The sequence below is a fragment of the Candidatus Poribacteria bacterium genome (genome assembly GCA_026702755.1).
GTDB lineage: Bacteria > Poribacteria > WGA-4E > WGA-4E > WGA-3G > WGA-3G.
Genome location: JAPPBX010000090.1, coordinates 139,665 through 163,228, shown reverse-complemented (window position 1 = coordinate 163,228; position 23,564 = coordinate 139,665). Strand labels below are relative to the sequence as shown.

24 protein-coding genes are annotated in these 23,564 nt (G+C 48.4%); 13 read left to right on the top strand and 11 right to left on the bottom strand.

Annotated elements, in window-relative coordinates; translation table 11 throughout:
- Nucleotides 1-24 precede the first annotated feature (24 nt).
- The 4 genes from OXH39_17815 (at nucleotide 25) to OXH39_17800 (ending at nucleotide 3,570) form a co-directional block, all read left to right on the top strand.
- Complete coding sequence (locus OXH39_17815) at nucleotides 25-1,587, top strand: hypothetical protein (protein MCY3552322.1); 1,563 nt, start codon at nucleotides 25-27, stop codon at nucleotides 1,585-1,587.
- Nucleotides 1,588-1,666: 79 nt separating this feature from the next.
- Nucleotides 1,667-2,014, top strand: a complete 348-nt coding sequence (locus OXH39_17810; GenBank protein MCY3552321.1) for a hypothetical protein — start codon at nucleotides 1,667-1,669, stop codon at nucleotides 2,012-2,014.
- 287 nt (nucleotides 2,015-2,301) lie between these two features.
- Nucleotides 2,302-2,514, top strand: coding sequence for a hypothetical protein (locus OXH39_17805; GenBank protein MCY3552320.1), 213 nt, complete (start codon nucleotides 2,302-2,304; stop codon nucleotides 2,512-2,514).
- A gap of 3 nt (nucleotides 2,515-2,517) precedes the next feature.
- Nucleotides 2,518-3,570, top strand: a complete 1,053-nt coding sequence (locus OXH39_17800) for a Gfo/Idh/MocA family oxidoreductase (protein ID MCY3552319.1) — start codon at nucleotides 2,518-2,520, stop codon at nucleotides 3,568-3,570.
- A gap of 22 nt (nucleotides 3,571-3,592) precedes the next feature.
- On the opposite strand, the gene OXH39_17795 is transcribed toward OXH39_17800, so the two are convergent.
- The 9 genes from OXH39_17795 to OXH39_17755 all read right to left on the bottom strand — a co-directional run bounded on the left by OXH39_17795 (nucleotide 3,593) and on the right by OXH39_17755 (nucleotide 11,462).
- Nucleotides 3,593-4,327, bottom strand: a complete 735-nt coding sequence (locus tag OXH39_17795; GenBank protein MCY3552318.1) for an SDR family NAD(P)-dependent oxidoreductase — start codon at nucleotides 4,325-4,327, stop codon at nucleotides 3,593-3,595.
- A 70-nt stretch (nucleotides 4,328-4,397) separates the two neighbouring features.
- Nucleotides 4,398-5,219, bottom strand: a complete 822-nt coding sequence (locus OXH39_17790; protein ID MCY3552317.1) for a hypothetical protein — start codon at nucleotides 5,217-5,219, stop codon at nucleotides 4,398-4,400.
- A gap of 125 nt (nucleotides 5,220-5,344) precedes the next feature.
- A complete protein-coding gene (infA, locus tag OXH39_17785) occupies nucleotides 5,345-5,590 on the bottom strand; it encodes a translation initiation factor IF-1 (GenBank protein MCY3552316.1) in 246 nt (81 codons plus the stop codon).
- Between the two features lie 223 nt (nucleotides 5,591-5,813).
- On the bottom strand, nucleotides 5,814-6,605 hold the full coding sequence (locus OXH39_17780; protein MCY3552315.1) for a molybdopterin-binding protein: 792 nt from the start codon (nucleotides 6,603-6,605) through the stop codon (nucleotides 5,814-5,816).
- Between the two features lie 76 nt (nucleotides 6,606-6,681).
- A complete protein-coding gene (locus OXH39_17775) occupies nucleotides 6,682-7,725 on the bottom strand; it encodes a prolyl oligopeptidase family serine peptidase (protein MCY3552314.1) in 1,044 nt (347 codons plus the stop codon).
- A 24-nt stretch (nucleotides 7,726-7,749) separates the two neighbouring features.
- On the bottom strand, nucleotides 7,750-9,000 hold the full coding sequence (locus OXH39_17770; GenBank protein ID MCY3552313.1) for a DUF1015 domain-containing protein: 1,251 nt from the start codon (nucleotides 8,998-9,000) through the stop codon (nucleotides 7,750-7,752).
- 13 nt (nucleotides 9,001-9,013) lie between these two features.
- On the bottom strand, nucleotides 9,014-9,943 hold the full coding sequence (locus OXH39_17765; protein MCY3552312.1) for a cysteine synthase family protein: 930 nt from the start codon (nucleotides 9,941-9,943) through the stop codon (nucleotides 9,014-9,016).
- A gap of 15 nt (nucleotides 9,944-9,958) precedes the next feature.
- On the bottom strand, nucleotides 9,959-10,597 hold the full coding sequence (locus OXH39_17760) for a hypothetical protein (protein MCY3552311.1): 639 nt from the start codon (nucleotides 10,595-10,597) through the stop codon (nucleotides 9,959-9,961).
- 58 nt (nucleotides 10,598-10,655) lie between these two features.
- On the bottom strand, nucleotides 10,656-11,462 hold the full coding sequence (locus tag OXH39_17755) for a sugar phosphate isomerase/epimerase (protein MCY3552310.1): 807 nt from the start codon (nucleotides 11,460-11,462) through the stop codon (nucleotides 10,656-10,658).
- 194 nt (nucleotides 11,463-11,656) lie between these two features.
- Between OXH39_17755 and modA the strand changes: the two genes are divergently transcribed.
- From modA to modC, 4 genes are all read left to right on the top strand, one after another.
- Complete coding sequence (gene modA / locus OXH39_17750; GenBank protein MCY3552309.1) at nucleotides 11,657-12,454, top strand: molybdate ABC transporter substrate-binding protein; 798 nt, start codon at nucleotides 11,657-11,659, stop codon at nucleotides 12,452-12,454.
- On the top strand, nucleotides 12,451-13,116 hold the full coding sequence (gene modB, locus OXH39_17745) for a molybdate ABC transporter permease subunit (GenBank protein MCY3552308.1): 666 nt from the start codon (nucleotides 12,451-12,453) through the stop codon (nucleotides 13,114-13,116). The genes modA and modB overlap by 4 nt, the downstream gene beginning before the upstream one ends.
- Before the next feature lie 102 nt (nucleotides 13,117-13,218).
- A complete protein-coding gene (locus OXH39_17740; GenBank protein ID MCY3552307.1) occupies nucleotides 13,219-13,515 on the top strand; it encodes a hypothetical protein in 297 nt (98 codons plus the stop codon).
- An 11-nt stretch (nucleotides 13,516-13,526) separates the two neighbouring features.
- On the top strand, nucleotides 13,527-14,600 hold the full coding sequence (gene modC, locus OXH39_17735; GenBank protein ID MCY3552306.1) for a molybdenum ABC transporter ATP-binding protein: 1,074 nt from the start codon (nucleotides 13,527-13,529) through the stop codon (nucleotides 14,598-14,600).
- Here modC and coaE read toward each other — a convergent pair.
- Nucleotides 14,581-15,237 carry a dephospho-CoA kinase gene (coaE, locus tag OXH39_17730; protein MCY3552305.1) on the bottom strand — a complete coding sequence of 219 codons (657 nt, stop codon included), beginning with the start codon at nucleotides 15,235-15,237 and terminating at the stop codon, nucleotides 14,581-14,583. The genes modC and coaE overlap by 20 nt on opposite strands.
- 162 nt (nucleotides 15,238-15,399) lie before the next feature.
- Here coaE and OXH39_17725 point away from each other — a divergent pair, with 162 nt between their 5' ends.
- From OXH39_17725 to OXH39_17710, 4 genes are all read left to right on the top strand, one after another.
- A complete protein-coding gene (locus tag OXH39_17725; protein MCY3552304.1) occupies nucleotides 15,400-16,230 on the top strand; it encodes an SDR family NAD(P)-dependent oxidoreductase in 831 nt (276 codons plus the stop codon).
- Nucleotides 16,231-16,296: 66 nt separating this feature from the next.
- Nucleotides 16,297-17,889, top strand: a complete 1,593-nt coding sequence (locus tag OXH39_17720; GenBank protein ID MCY3552303.1) for an AAA-like domain-containing protein — start codon at nucleotides 16,297-16,299, stop codon at nucleotides 17,887-17,889.
- 266 nt (nucleotides 17,890-18,155) lie between these two features.
- On the top strand, nucleotides 18,156-21,044 hold the full coding sequence (locus tag OXH39_17715; protein MCY3552302.1) for a hypothetical protein: 2,889 nt from the start codon (nucleotides 18,156-18,158) through the stop codon (nucleotides 21,042-21,044).
- A gap of 174 nt (nucleotides 21,045-21,218) precedes the next feature.
- Nucleotides 21,219-21,839 carry a hypothetical protein gene (locus tag OXH39_17710; protein MCY3552301.1) on the top strand — a complete coding sequence of 207 codons (621 nt, stop codon included), beginning with the start codon at nucleotides 21,219-21,221 and terminating at the stop codon, nucleotides 21,837-21,839.
- A 133-nt stretch (nucleotides 21,840-21,972) separates the two neighbouring features.
- Here OXH39_17710 and OXH39_17705 read toward each other — a convergent pair whose 3' ends face one another.
- Entirely contained in the window at nucleotides 21,973-22,203 is a 231-nt protein-coding gene (locus OXH39_17705; GenBank protein MCY3552300.1) for a DUF433 domain-containing protein, read from the bottom strand.
- Between the two features lie 271 nt (nucleotides 22,204-22,474).
- Between OXH39_17705 and OXH39_17700 the strand changes: the two genes are divergently transcribed.
- Nucleotides 22,475-23,515, top strand: a complete 1,041-nt coding sequence (locus tag OXH39_17700) for a Gfo/Idh/MocA family oxidoreductase (GenBank protein ID MCY3552299.1) — start codon at nucleotides 22,475-22,477, stop codon at nucleotides 23,513-23,515.
- The last annotated feature ends 49 nt before the right edge of the window (nucleotides 23,516-23,564 follow it).

The following is a 23,564-nucleotide window of genomic DNA, read 5'->3' as shown; positions in this document are numbered from 1 at the left end:
ATCGTTCTTATTGGGGTTATCATTTTGCTATCCATTATCTATCACCAGCGCGCGTTGTGGGAACCGGAACAGCATCTTATCACACTACTCCCGAAATCTCCAATCTGTTATCTGACGCTCAAGGAGTTGAAAGGTTTGGTGGAAACTTTCAATCGTAGTGAATTCGGAAAACAGACGGCTAAGATGCCGATTCTCGCTGAAATTAAAAAGGAGCGATGGTGGAAGGAGCTGGTCTATCAGAAGCAGTTGTGGGAATACGAGATGGGTGCTGAACTTGACCTCAAGACGATCACCGGCTATTTTGGGGAGGAAACTATTCTCGCTATCTATCAGCGTGAGGGTGAGTTTTCCTTTCTGCTCATTAGTGCAATGGGAGGCAAGGAGAAACTGAGCATTGAGGCGATTACGGCGACGGATGCAATCAATCCAAAATACGAACGCATCCAAACCGATTACGGCGACTTCACGATTAATACCATTATAGGGTATCCACGCGCCTTTAGTTATACCTTCATCGGGAAAATTGGCATGTTAAGCCTCGATCCGCTGCTATTAGTAGAGACGCTTGACATCTATACCGGTCTTTCCAGCGGAAAAACTGCACCAGAGAAGCAAGGATTTCTCGCCGAACACCCAATGGCGGCGGATATACAGGAAGGTTATCTTAAGGACAAAAGTACTGGGTATGCGGATGTGCAGAGGTTGGGACATCTGTTAGAGAATGTGGATGCTCATGTGTTGGTTAAGCAAATTTATGGATTGCTTGGGGATATGCAGTTCTGGACGTTCCGCAACCGATATGAAGATGGTGTGATTCTTTCACGACATCAGCTCCGCACGGAAGCAAACCCGAACCCGCGCGCCGTTCCAGTTAGAGAAAACACGAAACCATTCCTTACGTTTCCAGAGCGAACCGCCTTTGCTACGACACTTCCCGTTCCAAATCAGATGAAGGAACTCTTTGGTGATGTAGGTCTTTCCCAAGTTTTGGGCACCGACTTAACTGTCCTGTTAGTTGCCCCTGAAGCCAGTCAAGCATCGGTAATGCCTTCATTGATTTTGGCTGCTCATGCCAAGGCTCCCGATGCATTAAACGCTGTTTTGGGAATCGTGAGGGACGGAAAGATTTCTGTTGTAGGTAAACCGCTTGAATTCCTTGAACCGCAGGATTACAAAGGTATCGCACTGCAACCCGTGCAACTCCGCCTCAATTTTCTATTGGCAATTACAGGCGGCTATGCAATCGTCGATAATTATTTCGTCTTCAGTACAACGCTTGCTGGGTTAAAATCTGTGATTGATACGACTATGGGTAACACACCCGCTTTGAACGACCTAACATTCAACGTAGATACGAATGGTGTTCAGGCATTTATTCAGCCGGATCTGCTTGTGCCAGAATTGAAACGCTTCCTCCCTATCGCAACAACGCTTGCCTCTCTTTCAGGACAGAAATTGGATACCATAGTAACGCAGCATATCACAGAGAACCTATTTCCGTTAGAGTCTCTCGGTCCGATTTCTGCTGAAGTAAATTTTGATGAGCACGGCGTGAATACGGAGGTTAGGATTGTTTTGGAAAAGTGAAGATGTGTTAGCAGGATATCCGAAGGCTTTTGTGGTATTCTTATAACAGACAATATAAAAAGATATAGGAGGTTTTACGATGGAAAAAGAGATGCTCGAAACTATTACCCAACGTTTGGATAGATTAGAGAAAACCGTCGCAGAGATGAATCAGAAACTCTCCGCGCTTGTTGAAAAACCGGTGCCGGATGTTCCAATGGGTCCCGAGGCAAGAGCAAAGATGAGGGGAGCTGAGGCACTCAAAAACAGCAAGCGAGATGCACATATTACCGAGGAAATCTTGGACAAACTATTTGAACAAATGGGGATTCCGCCTGATTTTGATCCCGGTTCTATTGAAGAACTTCATGAAAGTATGAGACAACACGGTATTCGTGCTGAGGACAATGAGTTTAGCCGCGCAATTATCGCAGAACGGGAGAAATAATCTTGTACTATTTCTATTTCGATGTGAGTGCGCTTGTTAAAAGGTATACTCGCGAATCCGGTAGCGATAAAATGCTTTTTCTTTTTCGCAATGTCCCTTTGGCACATTTATCGTGCTTGACAATTGGCGCGATGGAAGTCTTTTGGATCTGTGTCCGCAAACGAAACGATGGTCGCATCACAAGTCATCAATTTGAAAGGGCTGTTACCCACTTAAGACATGAGGTGATCAATAGTCAATCAGACTTTTAAACAATTTCAACGCCAGATTCGGTTATCTGGGACGTAATGCGTTTGATTGAAACGCATTCTCTCAATAGTGTCGATGCAATAGTGTTGTGCTCCGCGTTGGAAATAGCAGCAGAACTTCGCGACACGGGAAATACGTTGGTACTCGTCGCATCAGATCAGCGACTTCTCAGAGCTGCCCACGCTGAGGGATTACAAACCTTCAACCCGGAAATAGATTCACAACAGATACTCACAGATTGGATAGATTAATATATGAAAACAAAGATTGGTATCGGCATCATAAGTTTTGCGCATGGGCACGCGAACGCATACTGCAGCCAGATGCAAACGTTTGACGATGTTGAACTCGTTGCGTGTTGGGACGATAACGCTGAACGCGGCGAAGCCGCCGCGACACAATACGGCATGCATTACTCACCGCATCTCGAAGATGTTGTCAACCACCCCGATATTCACGCCGTTATTGTGACGTGTGAAACGAATCGGCACGCGGAGATGGTGGCGGCAGCAGCGTCCGAGGGGAAGCACATCCTCTGCCAAAAACCGATGGCACTCACGTTAGAAGATTGCGATCGGATTGCTGAGGTCGTCGAGAAAACGGGTGTGAAATTTATGATGGGTTATCAGATGCGGCGCGATCCGGCAAACATCGCGATGAAAGAACTGATTGATAGCGGTGTTTTGGGTAAAGTTGGGGTGCTACGTCGTCGGCACTGTATCAACGCCTTATTTAGCGAAGCCTTTGTGACGGGACCCAGTCGTTGGCATATCGATCCAGAGAAGAACATGGGGATGTTCATGGACGATGCCTCTCACGCAACCGATTTTATCCACTGGATGCTCGGTAAACCGACGAGCGTTATTGCCGAGATTGATAACATTTTGACGGATGTCGCACCCGATGACACGGGGTTGGCGGTCTATCGGTTTGCGGGTGGAGAGATGGCGATTCTACTGAACACATCTGTGACACTCGCTGGTGAGAATACAACTGAAATCTACGGCGATGAAGGTGTGGTAATTCAGAACTATGGCGACGCACCTTCGTGCAATATCCCTCGTCCGGCAGATGCAGTTGCGCTGAAGTTGTATACACGAGACGAACCCTCATGGAAAGACCTTGGTATCCCTATTCCAGATGGCCACGGGGAACGAATTGGCGGTGTACCGCGCCCATTTATCGACTGCCTGAAGAACGGGACAGAACCTGATGTCACAGTGGAGGATGGACGCGTTTCGGTGGAGATGATTTTGGGAGCATATCGCTCTGCCCAGGAGGGACGACGTATCACGTTTCCGCTCTAAAATATCGCTTCATTTTTGTGCTTCACGGGCTGTTTCGGCGCATGATGCTGAGGATCTGGCCCGTCATGCCGCTGGTGGGTGGTTGCGTCGCAAGGAAAAGCGCGGAGGCGACCACTTGTTCCGGTTCCTTCCACGGATCGCTTTGCGCTCTGAAGGTTCCCGAATTCTCCCACGCAGGTTTTGAAAGTTCTGTTTTCACCGGGCCAGGGATAAGAACGTTGGCGATAATACCGTCCTCCCAAACCTCTTCAGCGATTGATTGTGTCAACCCGTGCAGTGCCGCTTTAGAGGCGCAATAGACGCTGAGGTTTGAACGTCCAACCTGTCCCATACCGGAACCGACGTTGATGATGTTCCCACTTCCCTGTTGCTGCATGATTGGCAACGCCGCACGACAACAATGCACAACGCCCATGACATTGATTTGCCACCCCTGTTCCCACTCTTCATCTGTGCTCTCCAGAAACGGACCTCTTGGGTTGATACCTGCGTTGTTGACAAGGATATCTATTCGACTGAACTTGTCAACGGTTTGCTGAATAAGGTTTTCCACTTCTGTCCGGACTCGTAAGTCGGTTGGCACGGTAAGGACTTCTCCGCCTTGTTCGGTTATTTCGGCGGCAACTTCGTCAAGTTGTGCGGTGCTTCGCGCTGCAATAACAACCCGCGCACCTTCCGCGGCATAGGCAACGGCGATGGCTCTGCCGATGCCTCGTCCCCCACCGGTGACAATAGCGACTTTATCTTTGAGTTGCATGATTAATTCCTTTTGAGAAATTTATGATATATGTGCCGAGAAATCGCACTTACGAGTTTTTTGGAATGTGTTAAGCTGAGTGTGAACGGTGCCATATATTCATCAGATGTGCCAGTTGCCCGCGACTTGCCTTGATTTTTCGTTCTAAGTCTTTGGCGAGTGTCGTAAGCAGGTCTGTTCCGGCCTCTTTCGCGTTTTCGACCTGTTGCTTAAGTTGATAGCTCCGTCCCGTTTTAACTCGATTTATCTCTAATCGCAATTGACTGGCTGCGCGGTTAAGGCTTCGCAGTTCTGCTTGTAGTGCTGCGCGTTTTTCAACGACCGTTTTTTCGGAGACATGTAACGCTGTTTCGCCGAGGCTCAACCGCTCTAAGATTTCGATGTCTTGTTCATTATAGGCTCGGTTAATCAGCGGCATTAATTGTTCTCGTCGTTCCTCTTTCTTCGAGTCTACAGCCTTGTCGGGATGATACCGCTTGGCGAGTTTACGGTAGAGGTCTTGGAGATGTTTCGCTTTGGTGTCAGGAAGTTTCTCCGCTTGAGGTGTTGGTTCTGATTCCTCTATTTCCTTGTATGCGTCAACACGTGCGCGGCTCGTTCTAAAACACGATTCTACCCGTGCTTCTATCTCCTCCTCACTCACGTTTTCCCGACGTAACTGTAGTCGGAGGCGATACTCTTTCATTTCGAGTTCGACTTTATCAAGTTCAAGATAGTGACGACTGATATGGGCATTATAGCGTCGTTCAAACAGGTTGACTTCTGACTTGAGTGTCTCAATTGCTATTGTGAGTTCCTCTACCTGCGCCTGTGTCGCTTCAATAGCCTTCAGTAGCCGCGCTGTTTCCTTTTCATCATTGGTATTGATGTGAACTAAGGCAGCAGGTTTCATAGGAATTTTCCATAGCGTGGTAAAAACGTTTTGTTCTCTAAACAGGTGCGTGCTTTAAAAGTATTCCCGCAAGGATCTGGACCGATGCGCGGTCAAAAACCGCGCCCAGTAAGTCAGTTTGGAAACTACTTTTTTCGGTAGGTAATACGTCCCCGCGTGAGATCGTAGGGGGATAGCTCCACAGTTACCTTATCACCCGGCAAAATTTTGATAAAGAACTTTCGCATTCTACCGGAGATATGTGCGAGAATCTGATGCTTATTGTCCAATTCTACACGGAACATCGCATTGGGTAAGGGTTCCACGACAGTGCCTTCAACCTCTATTTTATCGTTTTTAGAGGGCGTTTGCTCTTGGTCTTCGACTTGGATTTCCGTATCAAGGTTAGCATCAGCCTCCCGACGCTTTTTGGGTTTCGACTTCTTTTTCGAGCGACCGGGGTTGCCATATCGCTGCTGCGGCTTTCGTTTATTTCCTGAAGGTCTCCGATTCACGGTATAAATCTCCTTTTCTATAGGTGTAATGGGTGGATGCTTCGCACTACAGCATACGGTAAAGCATCCACGGATTGGCGCACTTAGGAAGTCCGCCTACTTATTCATCTTCAAAACTAAAACGTTTCCCCGCTTCAACAACAAGTTCTTGAAAATAGTCCGCGGCAAGTTGCAGTTGCGTTTCGGCATCTGCTTTGTCGGTACTTGTTGAAACGAGGTCAACCGGCATTGTGCTTCCGTCCGCTTTACGGAGAGAGACATACGCCTTTAGATAGACATCCGGGTGGCGTTCCATCACCTTCTGCATCAGTGGTGAAACTTCGGCTTCAAACATACTTACATAGACACGCGTTGTGGTAATCTCTGCACGGTAGCGTTCAGCAATCAAGGGTTGAATGTGGGTTTCAAAAACCGCTTTCATCTCGCGCGGTGGACCGGGCATCATCATGAGCGTCGATTCCTTATGTTCAACGCTGACGCAGGGTGCCCATCCTGCTGGATTCTGCAAAACGGTAGCACTTTCCGGTACAGTCGCCATTTTTGTGAGTGCCTCGCTGAGTGCGTCGTTCTCGGACATCTCGCGGCGTTTCCGAAATTCGGCGATGGTCTCTTCGCTCACCACAATTTTTGTGCCGATAAGGGAAGCAACCACCTCGACCGTCATATCGTCGGGGGTCGGTCCGAGACCGCCTGTTGTGAGAATAAGCGATGTTTCCCGTTCTACTGCCGAATCGAGTGCCTCGTACATCTCATCGGCGTTATCGCGTAGCATCGTGACGCGTCGTAATTCACCACCGATCTGAAGAATTTGCTGTGCAATCCAGTGGGCGTTGGTATCCTGAATCTGCCCAAGGACTAACTCTGTCCCGATCGAAAACAGTTCAATTGCCACTCTATTCCCCTTTTTTGTAGGACTTACGCAGCTTCCTCGCTGGCGAGGTTTCAAACCTCGCCAGCGACGTGTAGTATTATAGGACCTGTTTGAGAAATTCAAATGCGCCGACACCGTGGAAACTATGCCCTGCCTCAAATACCTCAAGTCCTAATTTGTCCTCTGCATCAAAGCATTTGTAAATTGCTTTTGCCTCGTTAACAGCAAAGCGCGTGGCTTCAATGGGAAAAATCGTATCTTCCGTGCCAGATTCAACGAACATCGCACGTGGCGCAATTAATCCCGCAATGTCGTACATCTCGGCATATTGTAGCACATTTGGTATGTAGTTGTCTATACAATGGCTGAGGCTCAAGATGCTATCCCGAAATGTGTTGAAATAACCGCTTACGACTGCCGCTTTGACGCGTTCATCAATTGCAGCGGTGAAGAAGGTTGTCGTGCCGCCGCCAGAGATGCCCATTATGCCGAGGCGGTTCATATCGACCTCAGGGCGCGTTGCCAAATAATCAAAGGCGCGCATCGCATCGTAAACCCTCCAACCTACCATCGTGTGTCCTAACAGAAGTGCGGCACCCGCACTCGGTTGGCATGAAGAGTTTCCACCGCCTTTTTGATGCGCAGCGGCATCGCGTCGGTGTCCAAACCCGAACTGTTCAATGGCGAGTACAGTATATCCGTTTGCCACGCATTGGAGTGCAAAGTCGTTCTGATAGCCACCATATTCTGCGCGCATGGTGCCATCTTCCTCAATTCCAACGATGTCATCCACGCCGCGTCCGTGACCTGCTAAGCAGAGGATCGTCGGATTTGGGGTTGAAGCATCGAGACCCTTCGGGGAAAGGAAGTACCCGAAAATAGCAGCGTGTGGACGACTCTGAAACTGCACCGTCTCACGAAAATAGGTTGGAAATTCACAAGCGTCCAGAACTTCCGATTGTAGGTCGCAGGTTTCCTGCGGAAAACCACCAACTAATTCGATGAGTTTTGCCCGCAGTTCGCGCTGCCATACCTCTATTTCTGACACACTCGTCGCCTGAAATGCGAGTTGGCGAGGTGTCTCGGCATAGAGTTGGTGCGAAAATGCTAAAGTATCTCGTTCCTGTTCGTAGTACATCATCTCACCTTCAAAAGTTATTCCGTATTACGTATTCAACAGGTTTAAAACGAACCCAGTTGCCATCTTTGGATAGAAGTAAGTGGATTTCTGTGGCATTGTCGAACCTGCCATAGCCACCTCCAAGACCTGTTCAACCGGCGTTGGATTCATCAGGAGCGCGACGCGGTCCGATCCACCTTTCACGTGCGCAACGGCATCGTCCGCGTAAGCGGTGTAACTGAGATGCTCCGCTGCGGTTTCAATCTGAAATAGATCTTTAATAAGCACTTCTTGAACGAGCGTTACGTCTAATTGCTTCGGTGTTGTTGCGTATGGAATCAGCAGACGGTAGGTATCGTCTGGTGTGTACATGCCAACCGCAGCTGATTTCCCTTTCAGCGCTTCTAATTTAGCCATGAGAGCTGCTTGCGTGTCAACTTCATGGACCTCGAACACTTGCGGCAGTTTCGCGATAACGCGTGCTATCTGATCCTCACTGAAGTTGTGCAACAGCCGATGAATCGCCAAGACAGCCAAACCCGGTGATTCCATTCTGACGAGGTTCATCATCATATAACCGTAGCCAGATGACCCGGTATGAGCCATTTCATCTTGGAAAGCGAGAGCGGTTTCATAACGATGGTGTCCATCGGCAATCAGGAGCGGTTTTGAAGCGAAAAGGGTTTGGATCTCACGGTTCCGTTCTGGATCATCTAAACACCATAATTGATGTGTGCTGCCAAAGGTTTCTGGAGAGTCAATTTCGGGTGAATGTTCATCGGTGAAACTTTCCATTATCTGTTCGATGTCCCCATTCGGATCAGCGTAAAGGAGGAAGATGGGACTGAGGTTGGCGTGGCACTCCCGCATAAGGTTGAGTCGATCGGCTTTCGGTCCTGCGTGTGTTCTTTCGTGTGGTAGGATCACTCGGTTTTCAAAAGGTTCCAGTTTCACGAGTCCTATTAAGGCACGACGGGTATAGTTTTTTCCGTCTGGGGCATTAAAGGATTGATCATAGATATAATAACGGGGTGTTGCGTCACGGACAAGGGTGCCGTCTGAAATCCATCGGTTCATAAGCACAGCGGCACGGGTGTACTGATTCGCACCGTCGGTGTCGTCTTTATGGGGTTGACTTAGAATTAAGCGAATGATATTGGCAGGATGGTGTGCCTCTAAAGCGAGCCGCTCTTCGGGTTTAATAACATCATAAGGTGGTGCTATGACATTCTCAATCTTTTCCACCTTGGCTGTGTTATAGCGTAAGCCGCGAAACGGAATAACTGTCGTTTCCATAGAACTCCGTGGGTTAATCCCAAAGTCTTGTGCTGAAGTAACGTTCGCCCAAATCATTGAAGACTGTGACGATAACGCCTTCCTGAATTTGTTGGGCGACTTTGTATGCGCCGTAGAGATAACCGCCGGAAGATTGCCCGACGAACCAACCCTGTTGTGCGAGGCGACTGCACATTTCGTAAGCATTTTCAATCGTCGTCGGGATGCGACAATCAATCACTGATTCGTCCAGAATTGCTGGCACAATAGCGTCTGGGTCCCCGAGCGGTTTGAGTCCCTCAATACCGGGAAACACCTCTGGTGAAATTGAACAGACTTGGATGTCTGGATTGTAGTTTTTGAGTCGTCTACCGACACCGGTAACGGTGCCACCAGTCCCTACGCCTGCGACGAAGTGTGTAACTTTTCCGCCAGTTTGGTTCCAGATTTCGACACCGGTGGTTTCATAATGTGCCAACCAGTTGTTTTCATTGTCGTATTGGGAGTTGAAAAAATAGCGGTCAGGTTGTGCTTCATAGCGTCGATCAACTTCCCGTAGTGCCTCATCGTAACCGAGGAGAGCGTCGGTGTGGATGATGGTTGCTCCGTGTGATTGGATACGTTTTATTCGTTCTTCGCTGGCGTTGTCTGGAATCACGAGTTCAACTTTGTAGCCAAGGGCTGCGCCTATCATGGCATAGGCGATTGCAGCGTTGCCGGAACTGGAGTCGAGGATAACCTTTTCGTGTGTGAGTTCTCCCGACGCGATCGCCTCCGTGAGTATTCTTAAGACCGGTCGGTCCTTAATCGAACCTCCGGGGTTATAGGTTTCCAACTTCGCATAGATGTCAACGTTCGGCAACTCATCAGCAAAGATATCTATTTTCGCGAGCGGTGTCTGTCCTATTACTTGAAGCAGTGGATATTCTGAAAGATTCACCTTTTTAGGCTTTCGCTTGCTCATGTAGCGTTATTTGTCCTACCTTTTATACTGTTTTTTGGCATTTGCAGATTTTATGAGGCGTTCGTAAAGTAAGCGTTCCATATAAGTTTTCGCTGCATCGCCTGTTAATTGTCCGTTGAGAATGGGTTTCACTTCAAATTCGGCTAATCGCACGGTTGGGTTAAGACCGTGCAGGGGTGGCAACCAGTCCCGAAATGTATCAAAGAAAGCGCGCTGCGCTGCGCGACCATTTGTGTACGGGAAGTCTGCTGTCCGCCGTCGAAACCGATCCGGACCTTTTGCGAGTGCTGCCGTGTGGTGCTGTTGGCAGAACTGGCGATATTTCTGTGGTTCATAACCCAGCCGAATGTTCTCTGAATAAAATCGAAAGGTCTGCTCCCGATATTGCGTAAAGTGTTGAAGTTCATCAAATTCAAAGATAAAGTGGTACGGTTCTGGAAAATAGGCATCAGGTGTCAGATAACCGTCGGTTTTTGCTGTTGTATTTTCCCATACGCCTTCTAATTCTATGTAGAGTGCCATCACAGCGTCGTAATATTCACCAAAATCTTCATGTCGTGGTTTATTGCGGAGCCAGTCAAACTCAGCACGGCGTTCCGCTGCTATTCCAAAGACCTCTTCTACCAGTGCGATGATGCCTACCTCTAACCGCATAGAGACCCCTTGAGGCTTTAGTATCTGGTGCCTTTTGCTTGCAAGACGATTCTTAATTTTACACCGGGTCCATGTCCAAATTTTTCAAAGCGTCCCCGTTTGTTGTGTTAATCAGACTCGCTAAGTAGTCTCGGTCGCGTTGGAGTGCCTCCAATTTGTTGTCGCCATGAACGAATTCTACCTCTAAGTATCCGTCATATCCCGCGGCAGTGAGTATCTCAACGATTCGGGCGTAATCCACCACGCCGTCCGCAATAGGACATCCTTTACCACTCTCGTCGAAATTTTGCGCATGGACGTTTGCGATATGTTCGGCGAGTTTTTCAGCGGCGGTGTGTGGCTCATCGGCATCCGAGCGCGCGAGGGGTTGATAATAGGTTTTCAGCGCGGGCAATCTAACGCCTTCAATCGTCTCCAAGATGCTGTCTACACTGTCGGTGAATTGGTTGTTGTGCATTTCCAAGCCAAGTCGGATACTGCGAAAATTTGCCCACTGTGCGATGCTCACCAATCGAAACTGAATCAAGCGTTTATCCGATGGCGCAATTGATCTGGAGGGACCGCCGCCTGACCAGATCCGGACGAGGTCGGTACCTAATTCATGTGCAATTTTAAAGGCTTCCTCAAAGTGCTTCTGGTGGAGAGGCATCAACGGGTCTACATAGGAACCGAACGCTGAAATCGCTAATCCCTTCCGGTGTGCCATGTCCTTAACGTTTCTGACATAGCTTTCATCGTAGTCCTCTGGTAGATGCGGTGGCTTTCCCCACAGTTCGATACCATCAAAGCCGTGATCCGCCGCTATATCAATAACCTCTTCCAAAGGTTTTTCCTGAAAGGCGATGGTGCATAAACCTAATTTCATTGTTTTCCCCTATCATCTATTATTCTATAAATAGAATATCATAGGTTTATAACGGATTGCAAGAAAAGTTACTATTTGCGCCGACCTACGACTTTGAAGCCGAGTACTTCTATCCTATTTTCATGCACAGACTTGACTTAGTTTAGCAAATCTGTTATCCTTGTCAAGAGTTTTTTGTGAATCAACGGGTGTGTATGAAGAAAACAGTGCAGCGAAGTGTTAAATTTCTCACTGCAATTGGCTTCGTGTTCGTGTCCACCGTGCTTTCGGGGTGTACGACAGATAAGCAGAAACCGATTGAATTAAGCGTATTCGCCGCCATCAGTTTGACGGACGCGCTTGGTGAAATTGGGACAGCGTTTACAGCGGAAAGTGGGATTAAGGTCTATTACAATTTTGAAGCCTCTACGACGTTGCAACGCCAACTCGAAAAGGGCGCGTCAGCGGATGTCTTCATCTCAGCGAGTCCTCGCCAAGTCGTTGCCTTGGAAACGAGTGGGCTGCTTGAAGCCGAAAGTCGCCACGATTTATTAGCCAATCGGTTAGTGCTTGTTGCTGATAAAACCGCGGAAATTTCTGTGGAAACGCCTGATGACCTTGCCGTGCCTGAGATTTCGAGAATTGCTATCGGGCATCCAAATATAGTACCTGCTGGCACTTACGCGAAAGAAGCCTTGACTCACTTTGGATTGTGGGAGACCCTACACCCAAAGTTGATTTTCGGTATGGATGTGCGTGCAACGCTCGCTTATGTCACTGCTGGAAATGTGGATATTGCCATTGTATATAAAACGGATACGACACTGACTGAGAATATAAAGGTGCTTTATCAGTTACCGCCTGACGCGTATACACCGATCGTCTACCCGGCTGTTGTTATGCAGAGTAGCCCCCGAAAGCAATTGGCGCGTAAATTTATTACGTATCTACATTCTATGAAGAGCGGTGAAATTTTTGAAAAGCACGGCTTTGCCTTTCTGGTACGAAAATGAGGATAACCCCCGCCGAAATTGCCGCCCTCTCTTTATCTATTAAAGTTGCGCTGTTCAGTCTTGTTATAATGTTTCCACCCGGGCTATTGGTGGGTTGGCTACTTGCGAAACGGACGTTCCCGGGTAAGGCGTTCCTGAATACACTTGTGATGTGTCCGTTGGTACTCCCACCGATCGTCAGCGGATATGTACTGCTTATTCTATTCGGCAGGCACGGATTCATCGGTGGATTTATCTATCAAGTTTTCGGTATAGAGATCGTTTTTTCGCAGGTGGCTGTTATCATTGCGGTCTCAATTATCTCATTTCCGTTGTTAGTGCGTGGTATCGTGACGGGGATGGAATCTGTCCCGCTGGAGCTTGAAAACGCAGCACGGACGCTTGGGGCATCACCACTGAAGGTATTTTGGACGATAACGTTCCCGCTCGCGTATCGCGGAATTGTTGGGGGAACGATCCTCGGTTTTTCCAAAAGTCTTGGTGAGTTTGGTGCCACTATCATGGTGGCAGGAAACATTCCGGGCAAAACCCAAACGATGGCGTTAGCGATTTTCAGTGCTGTACATCTCGGAGAAGATGCTTCCGTCTATCGATTGGTGTTTATTTCAACCGTTGTTGCCTTCATAGCACTCTGGTTGACGGAACGTTTCACGCTCCGTTAAACATAATAGAACTTACGCAGCATCCTTTGCTGGCGAGGTTTAAAACCTCGCCAGCGGCGTGCATAATGTATTGATCTCGATTTGAAAAAAAGGAGAAAAACAGTGGGTTTGGAAATGTGGATATTTTTAGGCTTAATCGCTTGTGGTGCGCTCGTCTGGTATCTATACCGACGTTCACAAAAAAACGCAGATAAAAACAAAAAAGATCAAACTGACAATACGGATACTGTTGATCATGCTGATGGAGGCTATGAGGATATGCTTTTGACTGGCTTGATACTCAGTGAGGTATATGATGATGACGATCCACCTAAAGATGCGGGTTCTGATGGATTTGACAGCGTGGATGACGGTGGTGGATTCGACGGTGGCGGATTTGATGGCGGCGGATTTGAGTAAGAGGGTTCACTGTGGCAGATAGCACCGAAATCAGACTCGATTTTCGCAAAAGCCTCGGTAGTTTCACGTTAGATGTCAATTGCACGCTGGAAACGAAGGTTTCGGCGTTTTTGGGTGTATCTGGGAGTGGTAAAAGCACGCTTCTCAATTGCGTTAGCGGCACGTTGACACCGGATGAGGGTGAGATCGCTTTTGGAGACGAGATCCTTTACGCGTCTGCCTCTAAAATTAATCTGCCACCTGAAAAGCGGCGGTTCGGCTATGTTTTTCAGGAGGGGTACCTTTTTCCACATCTCACGGTTGCGCAGAACATCCGATATGGGCAACCGAATTCGCGAGAATCATCGGCTGCGATAGAAGTACTTGAAATTACCGAATTGCTTCAGCGGTATCCGAATGAACTCTCTGGGGGTCAACGTCAACGGGTTGCGATCGCGCGCGCACTCGCTATGGAGCCGCGAATGCTTCTGATGGATGAACCCCTTGCTTCGCTTGATAGTGCACTGAAAAATCGGATTATACCGTATCTGCACCACGTTAAAGAAACCTTTGCGATCCCTATCCTTTACGTTACCCATGTTTTTTCCGAGGCAATGGCACTCGCTGACGAAGCCTTCCTGCTCGCTGATGGTGAAATTATGGCGAGAGGCGCACCGCACCGATTGTTAACTGCGCCTTCCGCAATGCCCATCGCACAATTGACTGGGGTCGAAAATATTCTGTTCCTTCCTGTGACGGCTTCAGACAAGCCTCGCGGTTTGACTTCGTTGGAAATCGGAAGTCAATCCCTGATGATACCTTATATTGATATTGAGGTCGGCGAAGTCGTTCCAGTTGCTATCCGTGCTGAGGATATTATTATCTCGCTTGAGCCGAATCTCTCGATTAGTGCCCGTAACGTATTACCGGGAAAAATTCGGAATCTTGATATCAAGAACGAAAGAACATGGGTATCTATTCTCGTTGAACGGCATCACCTTGTCGTGAAAATCACACACGAAGCGCGGGAACAGTTGCAATTGACGGAGGGGTTAGCGGTTTACTGTGTCATTAAGGCAAGTGCTATCAATCTGATGTGGGATTAGCCTGAAGTCTCTCCCAAAGCGCATCCACCTGCATACAGAGCTCTTCAAGCGTCCCTTCATTCTCTATAACAACATCCGCATACTTGACTTTTTCTGAGACTGGCATCTGTGAATCAATCCGTGCCTGAACCTCGGTTTCCGTGAGGGGTCTCCCTTGCGCGACACTGCGTTCTAATGTGCGTCGCAGCTGCGCCTCCGGTGATGCCGTCACGACGACTATCAGATCAACGGTGTCATAAGCACCGGCTTCGATAAGGAGCGGCGCGTCGAGTAGCACGACGCACGTCGGGTCTTCCGTGACGAGTTGGCGTGCCTGCCCGCGTGAACGTTCGATAATCAACGGATGCAGGATACTGTTCAATCGTTCTCGGGCGGCTTTATCCTTGAAAACAATTGCCCCCAGTTTTTTCCTGCTGACATCTCCAGATGCGTCCAGAATCTCCTGTCCAAATGCCTTGGTAAGTTCATTGATAACAGGACTGTCCGCCTTGAGGAGTTGGTGTCCGATTTCGTCTGCATTGATCGGAATCGCGCCCTTTTCAGCGAGCAAATCTGAGACGGTCGTTTTTCCGCAGGCAATCCCGCCTGTAATCCCGACGATGGTGCCGCGTGCGTGGTGTGTCGTTTCTGTTTTCATGCTTTTGAGTGTATATCAGATACTGAAATTTGTCAAAGTCTCCTTTGTAGGAGGGATCTCCGAATCCCAATTCTCCAATTACAATTGACACCAGCGACTTCCTCTGCTATGCTGTTAACACACTATGTCTATTTTCATTCGCAAACAAGGGGAAAGTTTTTCATGGGCAGATTAGAGGGCAAAGTCGCAATCGTAACGGGTGCTGCCAGAGGGCACGCGGAAGCAGTCGCGCGGAGATTCGCAAAGGAAGGCGCAGCGGTTTCCATCTGTGATGTTATTCCTGTGCAAGCGTTAGAGGCAAAGGTCGGTTCAGAGATTAGAGCCGCTGGTGGAGATGTCATCTGTTTTGAGACCGATGTTTCGCAAGAAGCACCCGTCGATGAGATGGTCGCTGCCACCATCGAGAAATTCGGCACCGTCGATATCCTCGCCAATGTTGTCGGCATTGCTGGACCAACGAAGGATGTCTGGGACATGTCTTTGGAGGAATGGCGGCGCACACTTGAGGTTAACCTCGATTCGTTGTTTATCTGTTCTAAAGCCGTCCTACCGGAGATGATCCGAAAGGAATACGGAAAAATCATAAACTTCAGTTCTGGAACAGGCAAACAGCCGCTTTCGCATAGGGCACCTTATGCGACTTCTAAGATGGGAGTTATCGGTTTCACGCGCACACTCGCTGCCGATGTCGGACGTTACAATATCACCGTCAACGCCATCTGTCCGGGTTGGCACTTGGAGAGAAGCCTGGAACTCGCGAGGGGCAGAGCGGAGTACATGAACAAACCTTTTGATGAAGACGCGTTGCGTGAGCGATATAAACAGACGAACCCGAAGAGCGTCATCGCCGGGAGATGGTGCTCGGATGAGGGCTATAGCGATAAAGGTTCAGGATCTGAGGATGCTGCTGCGTTGGCAGTGTTCCTCGCCTCAGATGATTCCGCTAACATGACGGGGCAGGATATCAACACCGGTGGTACGGTGATGTGGTAGTTATAGATAATTGCCTTTGGATGCAGTATAATGAATAGCGGGCGTGTTAAGCACAAGGAGGGAGAAATGAGAACATTTGGAACCCGAGGCACTGTGCGGCCGGACCAGCACTATGTTGTTGCCCGCACAGCAGAGGTTAAAGACTTCATCAACCGCATTAAAGAGGGACGGTACATCGTTCTTTTTGCGCCGCGCCAAACTGGAAAGACAACCTTCTTTCGATGGGCACTCGCTACGCTCACAGCCGAGGATCCAACCTACTTTCCCATTCAAATAGATTTTCAAATACAGCGTAACACTTCTGCTGCCACTTTTTATGAGCGGCTTTACCAAATGATGCGTTGGCAGATCCAGTTTGTTTTTCAAGAACGCGGCGAGGTTCCTTCCACAGCACTAACACAATTTTTAGAGAGCACACAACTGACAGATGCTTTTTCAATGGTGACGTTCTTTGAACGACTTGGAAATTTGCTTGGTAAGCAGCGGGTCGTTCTCCTCATTGATGAGTTTGATGGCATTCCTCAAAGCCTTGTGAGTGATTTTCTTTATACACTTCGTCACATATACCTGTCTGATATGTTTCTATGCCCGCACAGTGTCGGTATCGTCGGTGTCAAAAGTATAATGCAGCTTGATTATGACCGATCCATCTCACCCTTTAATATCCAAGATGAACTTCATTTGCCCAATTTCACCCTTGAGCAGGTAGGTGAGCTCTTCGGACAGTATACCCAAGAAGTCGGACAAGCCTTCGTTCCTGAGGTCGTGAAATCTATTCACACACAGACCGCCGGGCAACCCTTTCTTGTAAACCGCACCGCACAAATTCTCACTGAGGAACTCGACATTCCCAAAACGAACACCATTACGATGGCACACTTTGTAAAAGCTTATGAACAACTGCTTGGGGAAGATAATACCAACCTGACACACCTCGTGACAAATATCCGCAGGGATCGCCGCTTTGAAACGCTCCTCATGGACATCATGTCGTACGAGGAGGGGGTACGCTTCAATCCACGTGATCCGCTCATCAGTGAACTCGCCACTTATGGGGTTATCGTCAAAGGCACAGATGGAAAATGTGAGATTATTAACCCGATTTATCTGCATTGCATCATAGAAGCGTTCACGCCAACCGTGAACGGATTAGAACGAGACTACTTCGCGGAAGACAATAGCAACGGATTCCACAGTTACCTCACCCCCGGAGGACAACTTGAGATCGACCGCCTCCTTGATAACTTTCGAGATTTTATCACACGCGTAGGTTTCAAGATTCTACAGGTTCCAGAAACTCCACAAGAATATGTAGGTAGACACCTCCTCCTTACCTACCTCGACTCGTTTGTCAAGGCAGTGGGAGGGGTCATGTCTTTTGAAGTCGGAACAGGCGCGGGTAAGATGGATCTCCTTATCCTTCACAAGCAGCAGAAATACATTGTTGAAACAAAGATTTGGAGAGGCAACGTCCGTTATGAGGCAGGGAAGAAACAACTCGCTACTTATCTCAAAACGGAAGGAGTCAGCGAGGGGTACTACGTCGTCTTTGATCATCGCAGGAAGCCAGAACGGGGCGTACAGACGGAAGTTGTGGACGGCGTGCAGATTCGAAGTTATGTCATTCCTGTGGTGCAGGAAACCTCTTCTGCTAATTGATACCTATGGATTGAAACCCAACACGGTACTTCTTTAGTCTTGTCGGGTTTACTTGCTTGGGTATTTTTTCAGTATGTTTGTAGAAAACACACCACCACAATCTTTAGCCCCAGCGGGGCGGCATGTGTATTAATTCCATCTATTCAATTGACATCTATTTGCCAGATATGCTATAATAATGTTAAGCAGAATTGATATTGCAATTGAAACCATTAATTTACGAAAGGAAGTCTCTGCATTTCTTTTTTACTCGTATAAGAGAACCTATGAACCGACAACCCACCAACAGTGAAGACACCATCACCACCCTATTCGTCGAAATCCTGATGCCGATGAGTGCCACATGGCGCATTTATGAGCAGACGACAAAACCACTCCTCGAAAATCAGAGGAAACCCGATGTGATCATCCGTACAGTTGAGCGATATCCGATGGCAGTTGAGGTGAAAATCGACTACAAACGCGGTCCCAATGAAACAGGTGAAAAACAGGCAAGCGAACATTACTTGGGCAAGACCCTCCGCACAACAGGCGAAACAATTGCCAGCGCAATAGTGATCCGCCTTCCACAGAGATTCCGCACGATGCCACGCGACGAAATCCGCGAAAATTTAGAAGCGTCATACGATTTCGCTTATGCACTGCTCAGTGTTGACGAACCTCACAGATTTCCCAAAAAAGGATGGCTTCACGGCAGCATTGCCGACATCGCAACTGCTATCCGCATCGGGTCAACACCCATCACGAAGATTGAGCAAGCCGCCGAGGTGTTGGAAAACGGCATTCACCGTGCCGCTGTCATTGTCAATAGCGCGATTCAAGACCGACCGCATATCGGTGAAAGGATAGGAGAACTCCTTGTCCAGGAACCCGGCGAACAGACAACACAAATGGCGATGCTGATTATCAGCAACGCTCTTGTGTTCCAAAGTTCCCTTGCCCGCACACCAGATTTAGAAGCAGTCCCGTCGCTCAGTGAACTCACCGCCGATTACGGACAACTCAATTCAGACGAAGTACTCCGCGCGTGGCGAGAAATTAAAAAGGTTAACTATGCCCCGATTTTTAACGTCGCTTACAATCTCGTTCAGACGCTCGCAGCCGACGACAAACTCGTCGGCGAGATTTTAAGTGTCCTGCGAGATACCGCCCGTGAATTAGAGAGGATGGGACTTGCGCAAGAACATGAACTCGCTGGAATTGTGTTCCAGAAACTCATTGACAATCGGAAAATCCTCAAGGCGAATTATACCCGTCCCGAATCCTCTGCACTTCTCTGTGCCCTCGTGTTACCGGAACTCAAGGGAGATCCAAAAAAACTAAAAATCGCGGACTTCGCTTGCGGTACCGGTTCACTCCTCAACGGTGTTTATCAACGCCTGCTGATGCTTTACGAGCAGGCAGGCGGTGAAGGAAAAACCATCCATCAGTACATGATGGAGAATAATCTCGTTGGGTGTGACATCTTACCGAACGCAGCACACCTGACCGCCTCTATCATTGCTAGCACCTATCCTGATGTCCGCATCGGTGGCACGCGTATCCACACAATGCCTTACGGCACCCCGCGTGCAGATGGACTTTACGCTATCGGTGCCCTTAACCTCCTCAGTGATCCTGCGGGGACACTGCCGTTGGCATTAGATACAACAGAAACCGCCGCTGGACACGGATCTGAAGCGACTGACCTTAGGGATGCATTCAGACATGGCGAATTTGACATCGTTATCCAGAATCCACCGTATACCCGAACAGGTGATAATAACGCAAATGTACCAAAGAGCATTTTCGGTGACAAGAAGGCAGCGGCAGCAATGCGAGATTCGCTCAGAGCTCAGAAATGTCAGCTCACAGGCAATAACACAGGGCTGGGGGCACACTTCGTCGACCTCGCCGACAGGATGCTAAAGCGAAACGGCAAGATGGCATTTGTGCTACCCGCAACGGCTATCACTGGCAGTAGTTGGTACAAGGTACGGAAGTTATGGACAGAAGAATATCGCGATGTGCTTGTCGTCACGATCGCGGATGCGAGCATCGAGAAAAGCGCGTTCTCGGCAGATACGGGGATGGCAGAGTGTCTCGTTGTCGCAACAAAAGGCGTAGGTAAGAACACAGGGCACGGAACGTTCGTCTGTCTGACGCGCTCTCCTGAGGGTGAATTGGAGGCATTGGAAGTCGCAAAGCAGATTCGTGAGAAACCTAAGACCATCCGCCATCTTGGAGACAGCCTGGCCGGGGGGGATCCCCTCATGATAGGCGATGCGAGTATAGGGCAGGTTATCTCAGCACCGCTTGTCCTGAGCGATACGGGTTGGGCTGTTTCCCGCGTGAAAGATATGGTTGCCGTTCAAGCTGCATACCATCTCGCGAACGGATACATACGGCTTCCACGTCAGAGAGACGCTATTGAATTTCCATGTTGTCCCGCGTCAGAAATTGGGACACTCGGGGCAGGCCCAAAGGACATATACGGTGGCGGTGGTAGAGGAGCGTTTGATGTAGAAAAAGGTTGTCCGGACACCGCACAGTATCCAGCCTTATGGCATGTGCTTTCGGATTCCCAACGAACGATGCTTGTCGCCCCAGATTCTCACGCGCGCCCGCGCCCAAATTCGGACGAAAAAGTTCAGCGAATTTTGAAATTGAATAGTCGAACGCACTATAATATGGAATTGCAGTTTAATGCGAATTCGTTAGCAGTGATGTTCACGGAAGAAAAGGCACTCGGCATTGCCTTAATCCCTAACGTTTGCTTCACGGACGAAAAATACGAGTATGCGTGGACGTTGTGGTGCAATTCAACTTTTGGCTTGCTTACGCATTGGATGCATAGCGGTACACAACAGCAGGGGCGCGGGAAAATGAGTCGTGCTGCCTTTGATGCGATGCCGACTTTGGATGTCCGCAGGCTCTCCGCTGATGGATTGGTGAACGCGGAACAGATTTTTAACGCGTTGAAGGACAGAGAGCTGCGCGCTTTTCATCAGATGGATACAGATCCAACGCGTCATAAGTTGGATCGGTTGTTGTTATCAGAGGTACTTGGCATTACGGAGGCGGAGCGTCCTGATGTACATGAAGGGCTTGCACTGCTTCGGAAAATGCTATCCCAAGAGCCGAGCATTCACGGTGGGAAGAAGTCGGAGGTTTAGGTGAATGCGAAACAATTTTGTCGCGGCGAGATGTTTGGGACCAGCAGATCCATCAGAAATCAAAGCCTTTTGGTCTTTTATCGTGAAAATTTTACTATCCTTTTTATTCCTTACAGAGTCTATATGCATAAGTAACCGATTTGATGTTTACTTTATGCAAAGGAGATCAGAAAGATGAATCAGTCAGGCTTGTCTTTAGAAGACAGTATAACCTTAGACAAGTTAGGTCAATACTTAAAAGCATCAGAGTCACTTGCGAAGTCCTCCTTGTCCAAACAGTATTGTGAGGAAGCGACAAAGTGTCTGGACCAAGTATTAAAAAGTGGTTTGAAACAAGCCATAAACGGCTTAGAATCTGCCGTAGAAGACGCAGAGGCTTACATCAAACTAACGGAAAATTACCTAGACTCAGACATAGTAAAACAATATTTAGTCGCATCCGAAGCCCTTATATATTCAAATGAGTGGGAGGAAAGGAACAAGCTAGGACTCGAATACTGTCTAAACTATTCGGAAGAACTGCTTGAGACTCATCTTTACCTATATAGAACTCTTAAGGACGATCTAGGGATAGATGAGATGAAACAATCTGTCTATAAAGTAAAGGTTCTCATGGAATCTGAGGATATGAAAATCCTGAAGCAAATTATAGACAATCAAGATACAATCCAATCCAAACTAACACTCGATCAAATAATGAGATGGTATGAACGTATCAACGAATGGGGAACTAGGATTGATGAAGTTTGGCAGCAACTGGCAGAACTTATGAATTCATTATCTGGATTGCAGTAGGCACTTCAGGGCAGAAATGTTAGATTAGGCAATATTTCTTCTATCAGCTTTCTTAGCAGTGAAAATTATGTAGTCGAGGGATTCTGCCTTCAATTTTTTCGGCAAGCATTCATCAAGAAGAATCCGCATAAGCCTATATGGAAAGTCCCTTCCGCGCTAATTTTAACGTCTGTACCACTTGCTCACGACTGACAGATGGAAAATCCTCCAGAAAATCATCAAGGCTTTCTCCGGTCTCCAAATAGTCAATCAGGTTTTTTATTGGAACGCGGGTGTTTTTGAATACCGGCGTGCCGCTCATAATTTCAGCATCGCAAGTAATAAGTTTGTCTATTGTGAGCCTCGTTCTCTCTTCAGATTTCATCTGTCATGACCTCCTTGGCAACCGCTGGTGCGAGGGCAGGCAGTCTCAATATGATTCTTTTAAGAGTATACCATTAGGTTTGTTAGATGTCAAGTTTTAGGTGAGGAATTGAGACTGGAAGGTCGCTTCTACAGCAAAGAGGTGATTAGCGAAAAGTCAAAATTATGATGGAACTGAATGACTTAGAGTGACTAAAAATTACCGCTTGACATTTTCCCCGATTTCTGCTAAGATGGAGCGTGCGACACAAAAAATGGAAGGAGCAAAATAAGTGGCACAAGACACAATTCGAGTCGGTATTATCGGCGCAGGTGGCAACACAACATCACGACATATTCCAGGACTGCAAGCAATCGAAGGCGTTGAGATCGTAGGTGTCTGCAATCGGAGTCAGGAATCCTCACAACGGGTGGCAGACCAGTTCGGCATCCCGAAAACCTACGGCAATTGGCAGGATGCCATCGCTGACCCTGATACCAATGCAATCGTCATTGGGACATGGCCCTATATGCACTGCCGCGCGACCGTCGCAGCACTTGAGGCGGATAAGCACGTGATGTGCGAGGCACGGATGGCGATGAACGCCGGAGAAGCACATAGGATGCGAGAAGTATCGCGTCAGAAAACACATCTCATCGCGCAGATTGTCCCGTCGCCGATGACGCTGCGGGTGGATAACACCATAAAACGCCTCATCGCTGAGGGCTATATCGGGGACGTACTCGCCGTGGAAGCACGCGCAGGTGGTGCATTTTTGGACAGCGAAGCACCGCTCCAGTGGCGACAAGATTTTGACCTCAGCGGTCTGAATATTATGAGCATGGGGATCTGGTACGAGGCATTGATACGTTGGATAGGAGAGGCGACGCGGATTATGGCGATGGGTAAGACCTTCGTCAAAATGCGTCCGGATGCTAACGGTGTGATGCGTTCTGTGCGGATTCCTGAACATATTGATGTCGTTGGGGATCTGGCGTGCGGCGCACAACTCCATATACAAGTTTCTAACGTTGCCGGATTAGCAGGCGCGCCGGAGGTTTATATCTTCGGTAGCAACGGGACTTTGCGTTTTTCCGGGAATAAACTCTACGGTGGTCAGAAAGACGACACTGAATTGACAGAGATCGACATTCCTGCGTCAGAGGCTGGTGCGTGGCGAGTCGAGGAAGAGTTTGTGAACGCGATCCGTGGTGGAGAGGTTATCACGCACACCGACTTTGAGACGGGTGTGAAATACATGGAGTTTACGGAGGCGGTCACGCGGAGTATGCAATCGGGAACAGCGATTACTTTGCCGCTTCATATTTCGTAGAACTTATGCAGCCTCCTCGCTGGCGAGGTTTCAAACCTCGCCAGCGGCG

Excerpts from the sequence above, each read along its gene's own strand:
- OXH39_17810 (MCY3552321.1), top strand. The coding sequence starts at position 1,667 with ATGGAAAAAGAGATGCTCGAAACTATTACCCAACGTTTGGATAGATTA.
- OXH39_17805 (MCY3552320.1), top strand. The coding sequence starts at position 2,302 with ATGCGTTTGATTGAAACGCATTCTCTCAATAGTGTCGATGCAATAGTG.
- OXH39_17800 (MCY3552319.1), top strand. The coding sequence starts at position 2,518 with ATGAAAACAAAGATTGGTATCGGCATCATAAGTTTTGCGCATGGGCAC.
- OXH39_17795 (MCY3552318.1), bottom strand. The coding sequence starts at position 4,327 with ATGCAACTCAAAGATAAAGTCGCTATTGTCACCGGTGGGGGACGAGGC.
- OXH39_17790 (MCY3552317.1), bottom strand. The coding sequence starts at position 5,219 with ATGAAACCTGCTGCCTTAGTTCACATCAATACCAATGATGAAAAGGAA.
- OXH39_17775 (MCY3552314.1), bottom strand. The coding sequence starts at position 7,725 with ATGATGTACTACGAACAGGAACGAGATACTTTAGCATTTTCGCACCAA.
- OXH39_17770 (MCY3552313.1), bottom strand. The coding sequence starts at position 9,000 with ATGGAAACGACAGTTATTCCGTTTCGCGGCTTACGCTATAACACAGCC.
- OXH39_17765 (MCY3552312.1), bottom strand. The coding sequence starts at position 9,943 with ATGAGCAAGCGAAAGCCTAAAAAGGTGAATCTTTCAGAATATCCACTG.
- OXH39_17760 (MCY3552311.1), bottom strand. The coding sequence starts at position 10,597 with ATGCGGTTAGAGGTAGGCATCATCGCACTGGTAGAAGAGGTCTTTGGA.
- OXH39_17755 (MCY3552310.1), bottom strand. The coding sequence starts at position 11,462 with ATGAAATTAGGTTTATGCACCATCGCCTTTCAGGAAAAACCTTTGGAA.
- modA (MCY3552309.1), top strand. The coding sequence starts at position 11,657 with ATGAAGAAAACAGTGCAGCGAAGTGTTAAATTTCTCACTGCAATTGGC.
- modB (MCY3552308.1), top strand. The coding sequence starts at position 12,451 with ATGAGGATAACCCCCGCCGAAATTGCCGCCCTCTCTTTATCTATTAAA.
- coaE (MCY3552305.1), bottom strand. The coding sequence starts at position 15,237 with ATGAAAACAGAAACGACACACCACGCACGCGGCACCATCGTCGGGATT.
- OXH39_17725 (MCY3552304.1), top strand. The coding sequence starts at position 15,400 with ATGGGCAGATTAGAGGGCAAAGTCGCAATCGTAACGGGTGCTGCCAGA.
- OXH39_17720 (MCY3552303.1), top strand. The coding sequence starts at position 16,297 with ATGAGAACATTTGGAACCCGAGGCACTGTGCGGCCGGACCAGCACTAT.
- OXH39_17715 (MCY3552302.1), top strand. The coding sequence starts at position 18,156 with ATGAACCGACAACCCACCAACAGTGAAGACACCATCACCACCCTATTC.
- OXH39_17710 (MCY3552301.1), top strand. The coding sequence starts at position 21,219 with ATGAATCAGTCAGGCTTGTCTTTAGAAGACAGTATAACCTTAGACAAG.
- OXH39_17705 (MCY3552300.1), bottom strand. The coding sequence starts at position 22,203 with ATGAAATCTGAAGAGAGAACGAGGCTCACAATAGACAAACTTATTACT.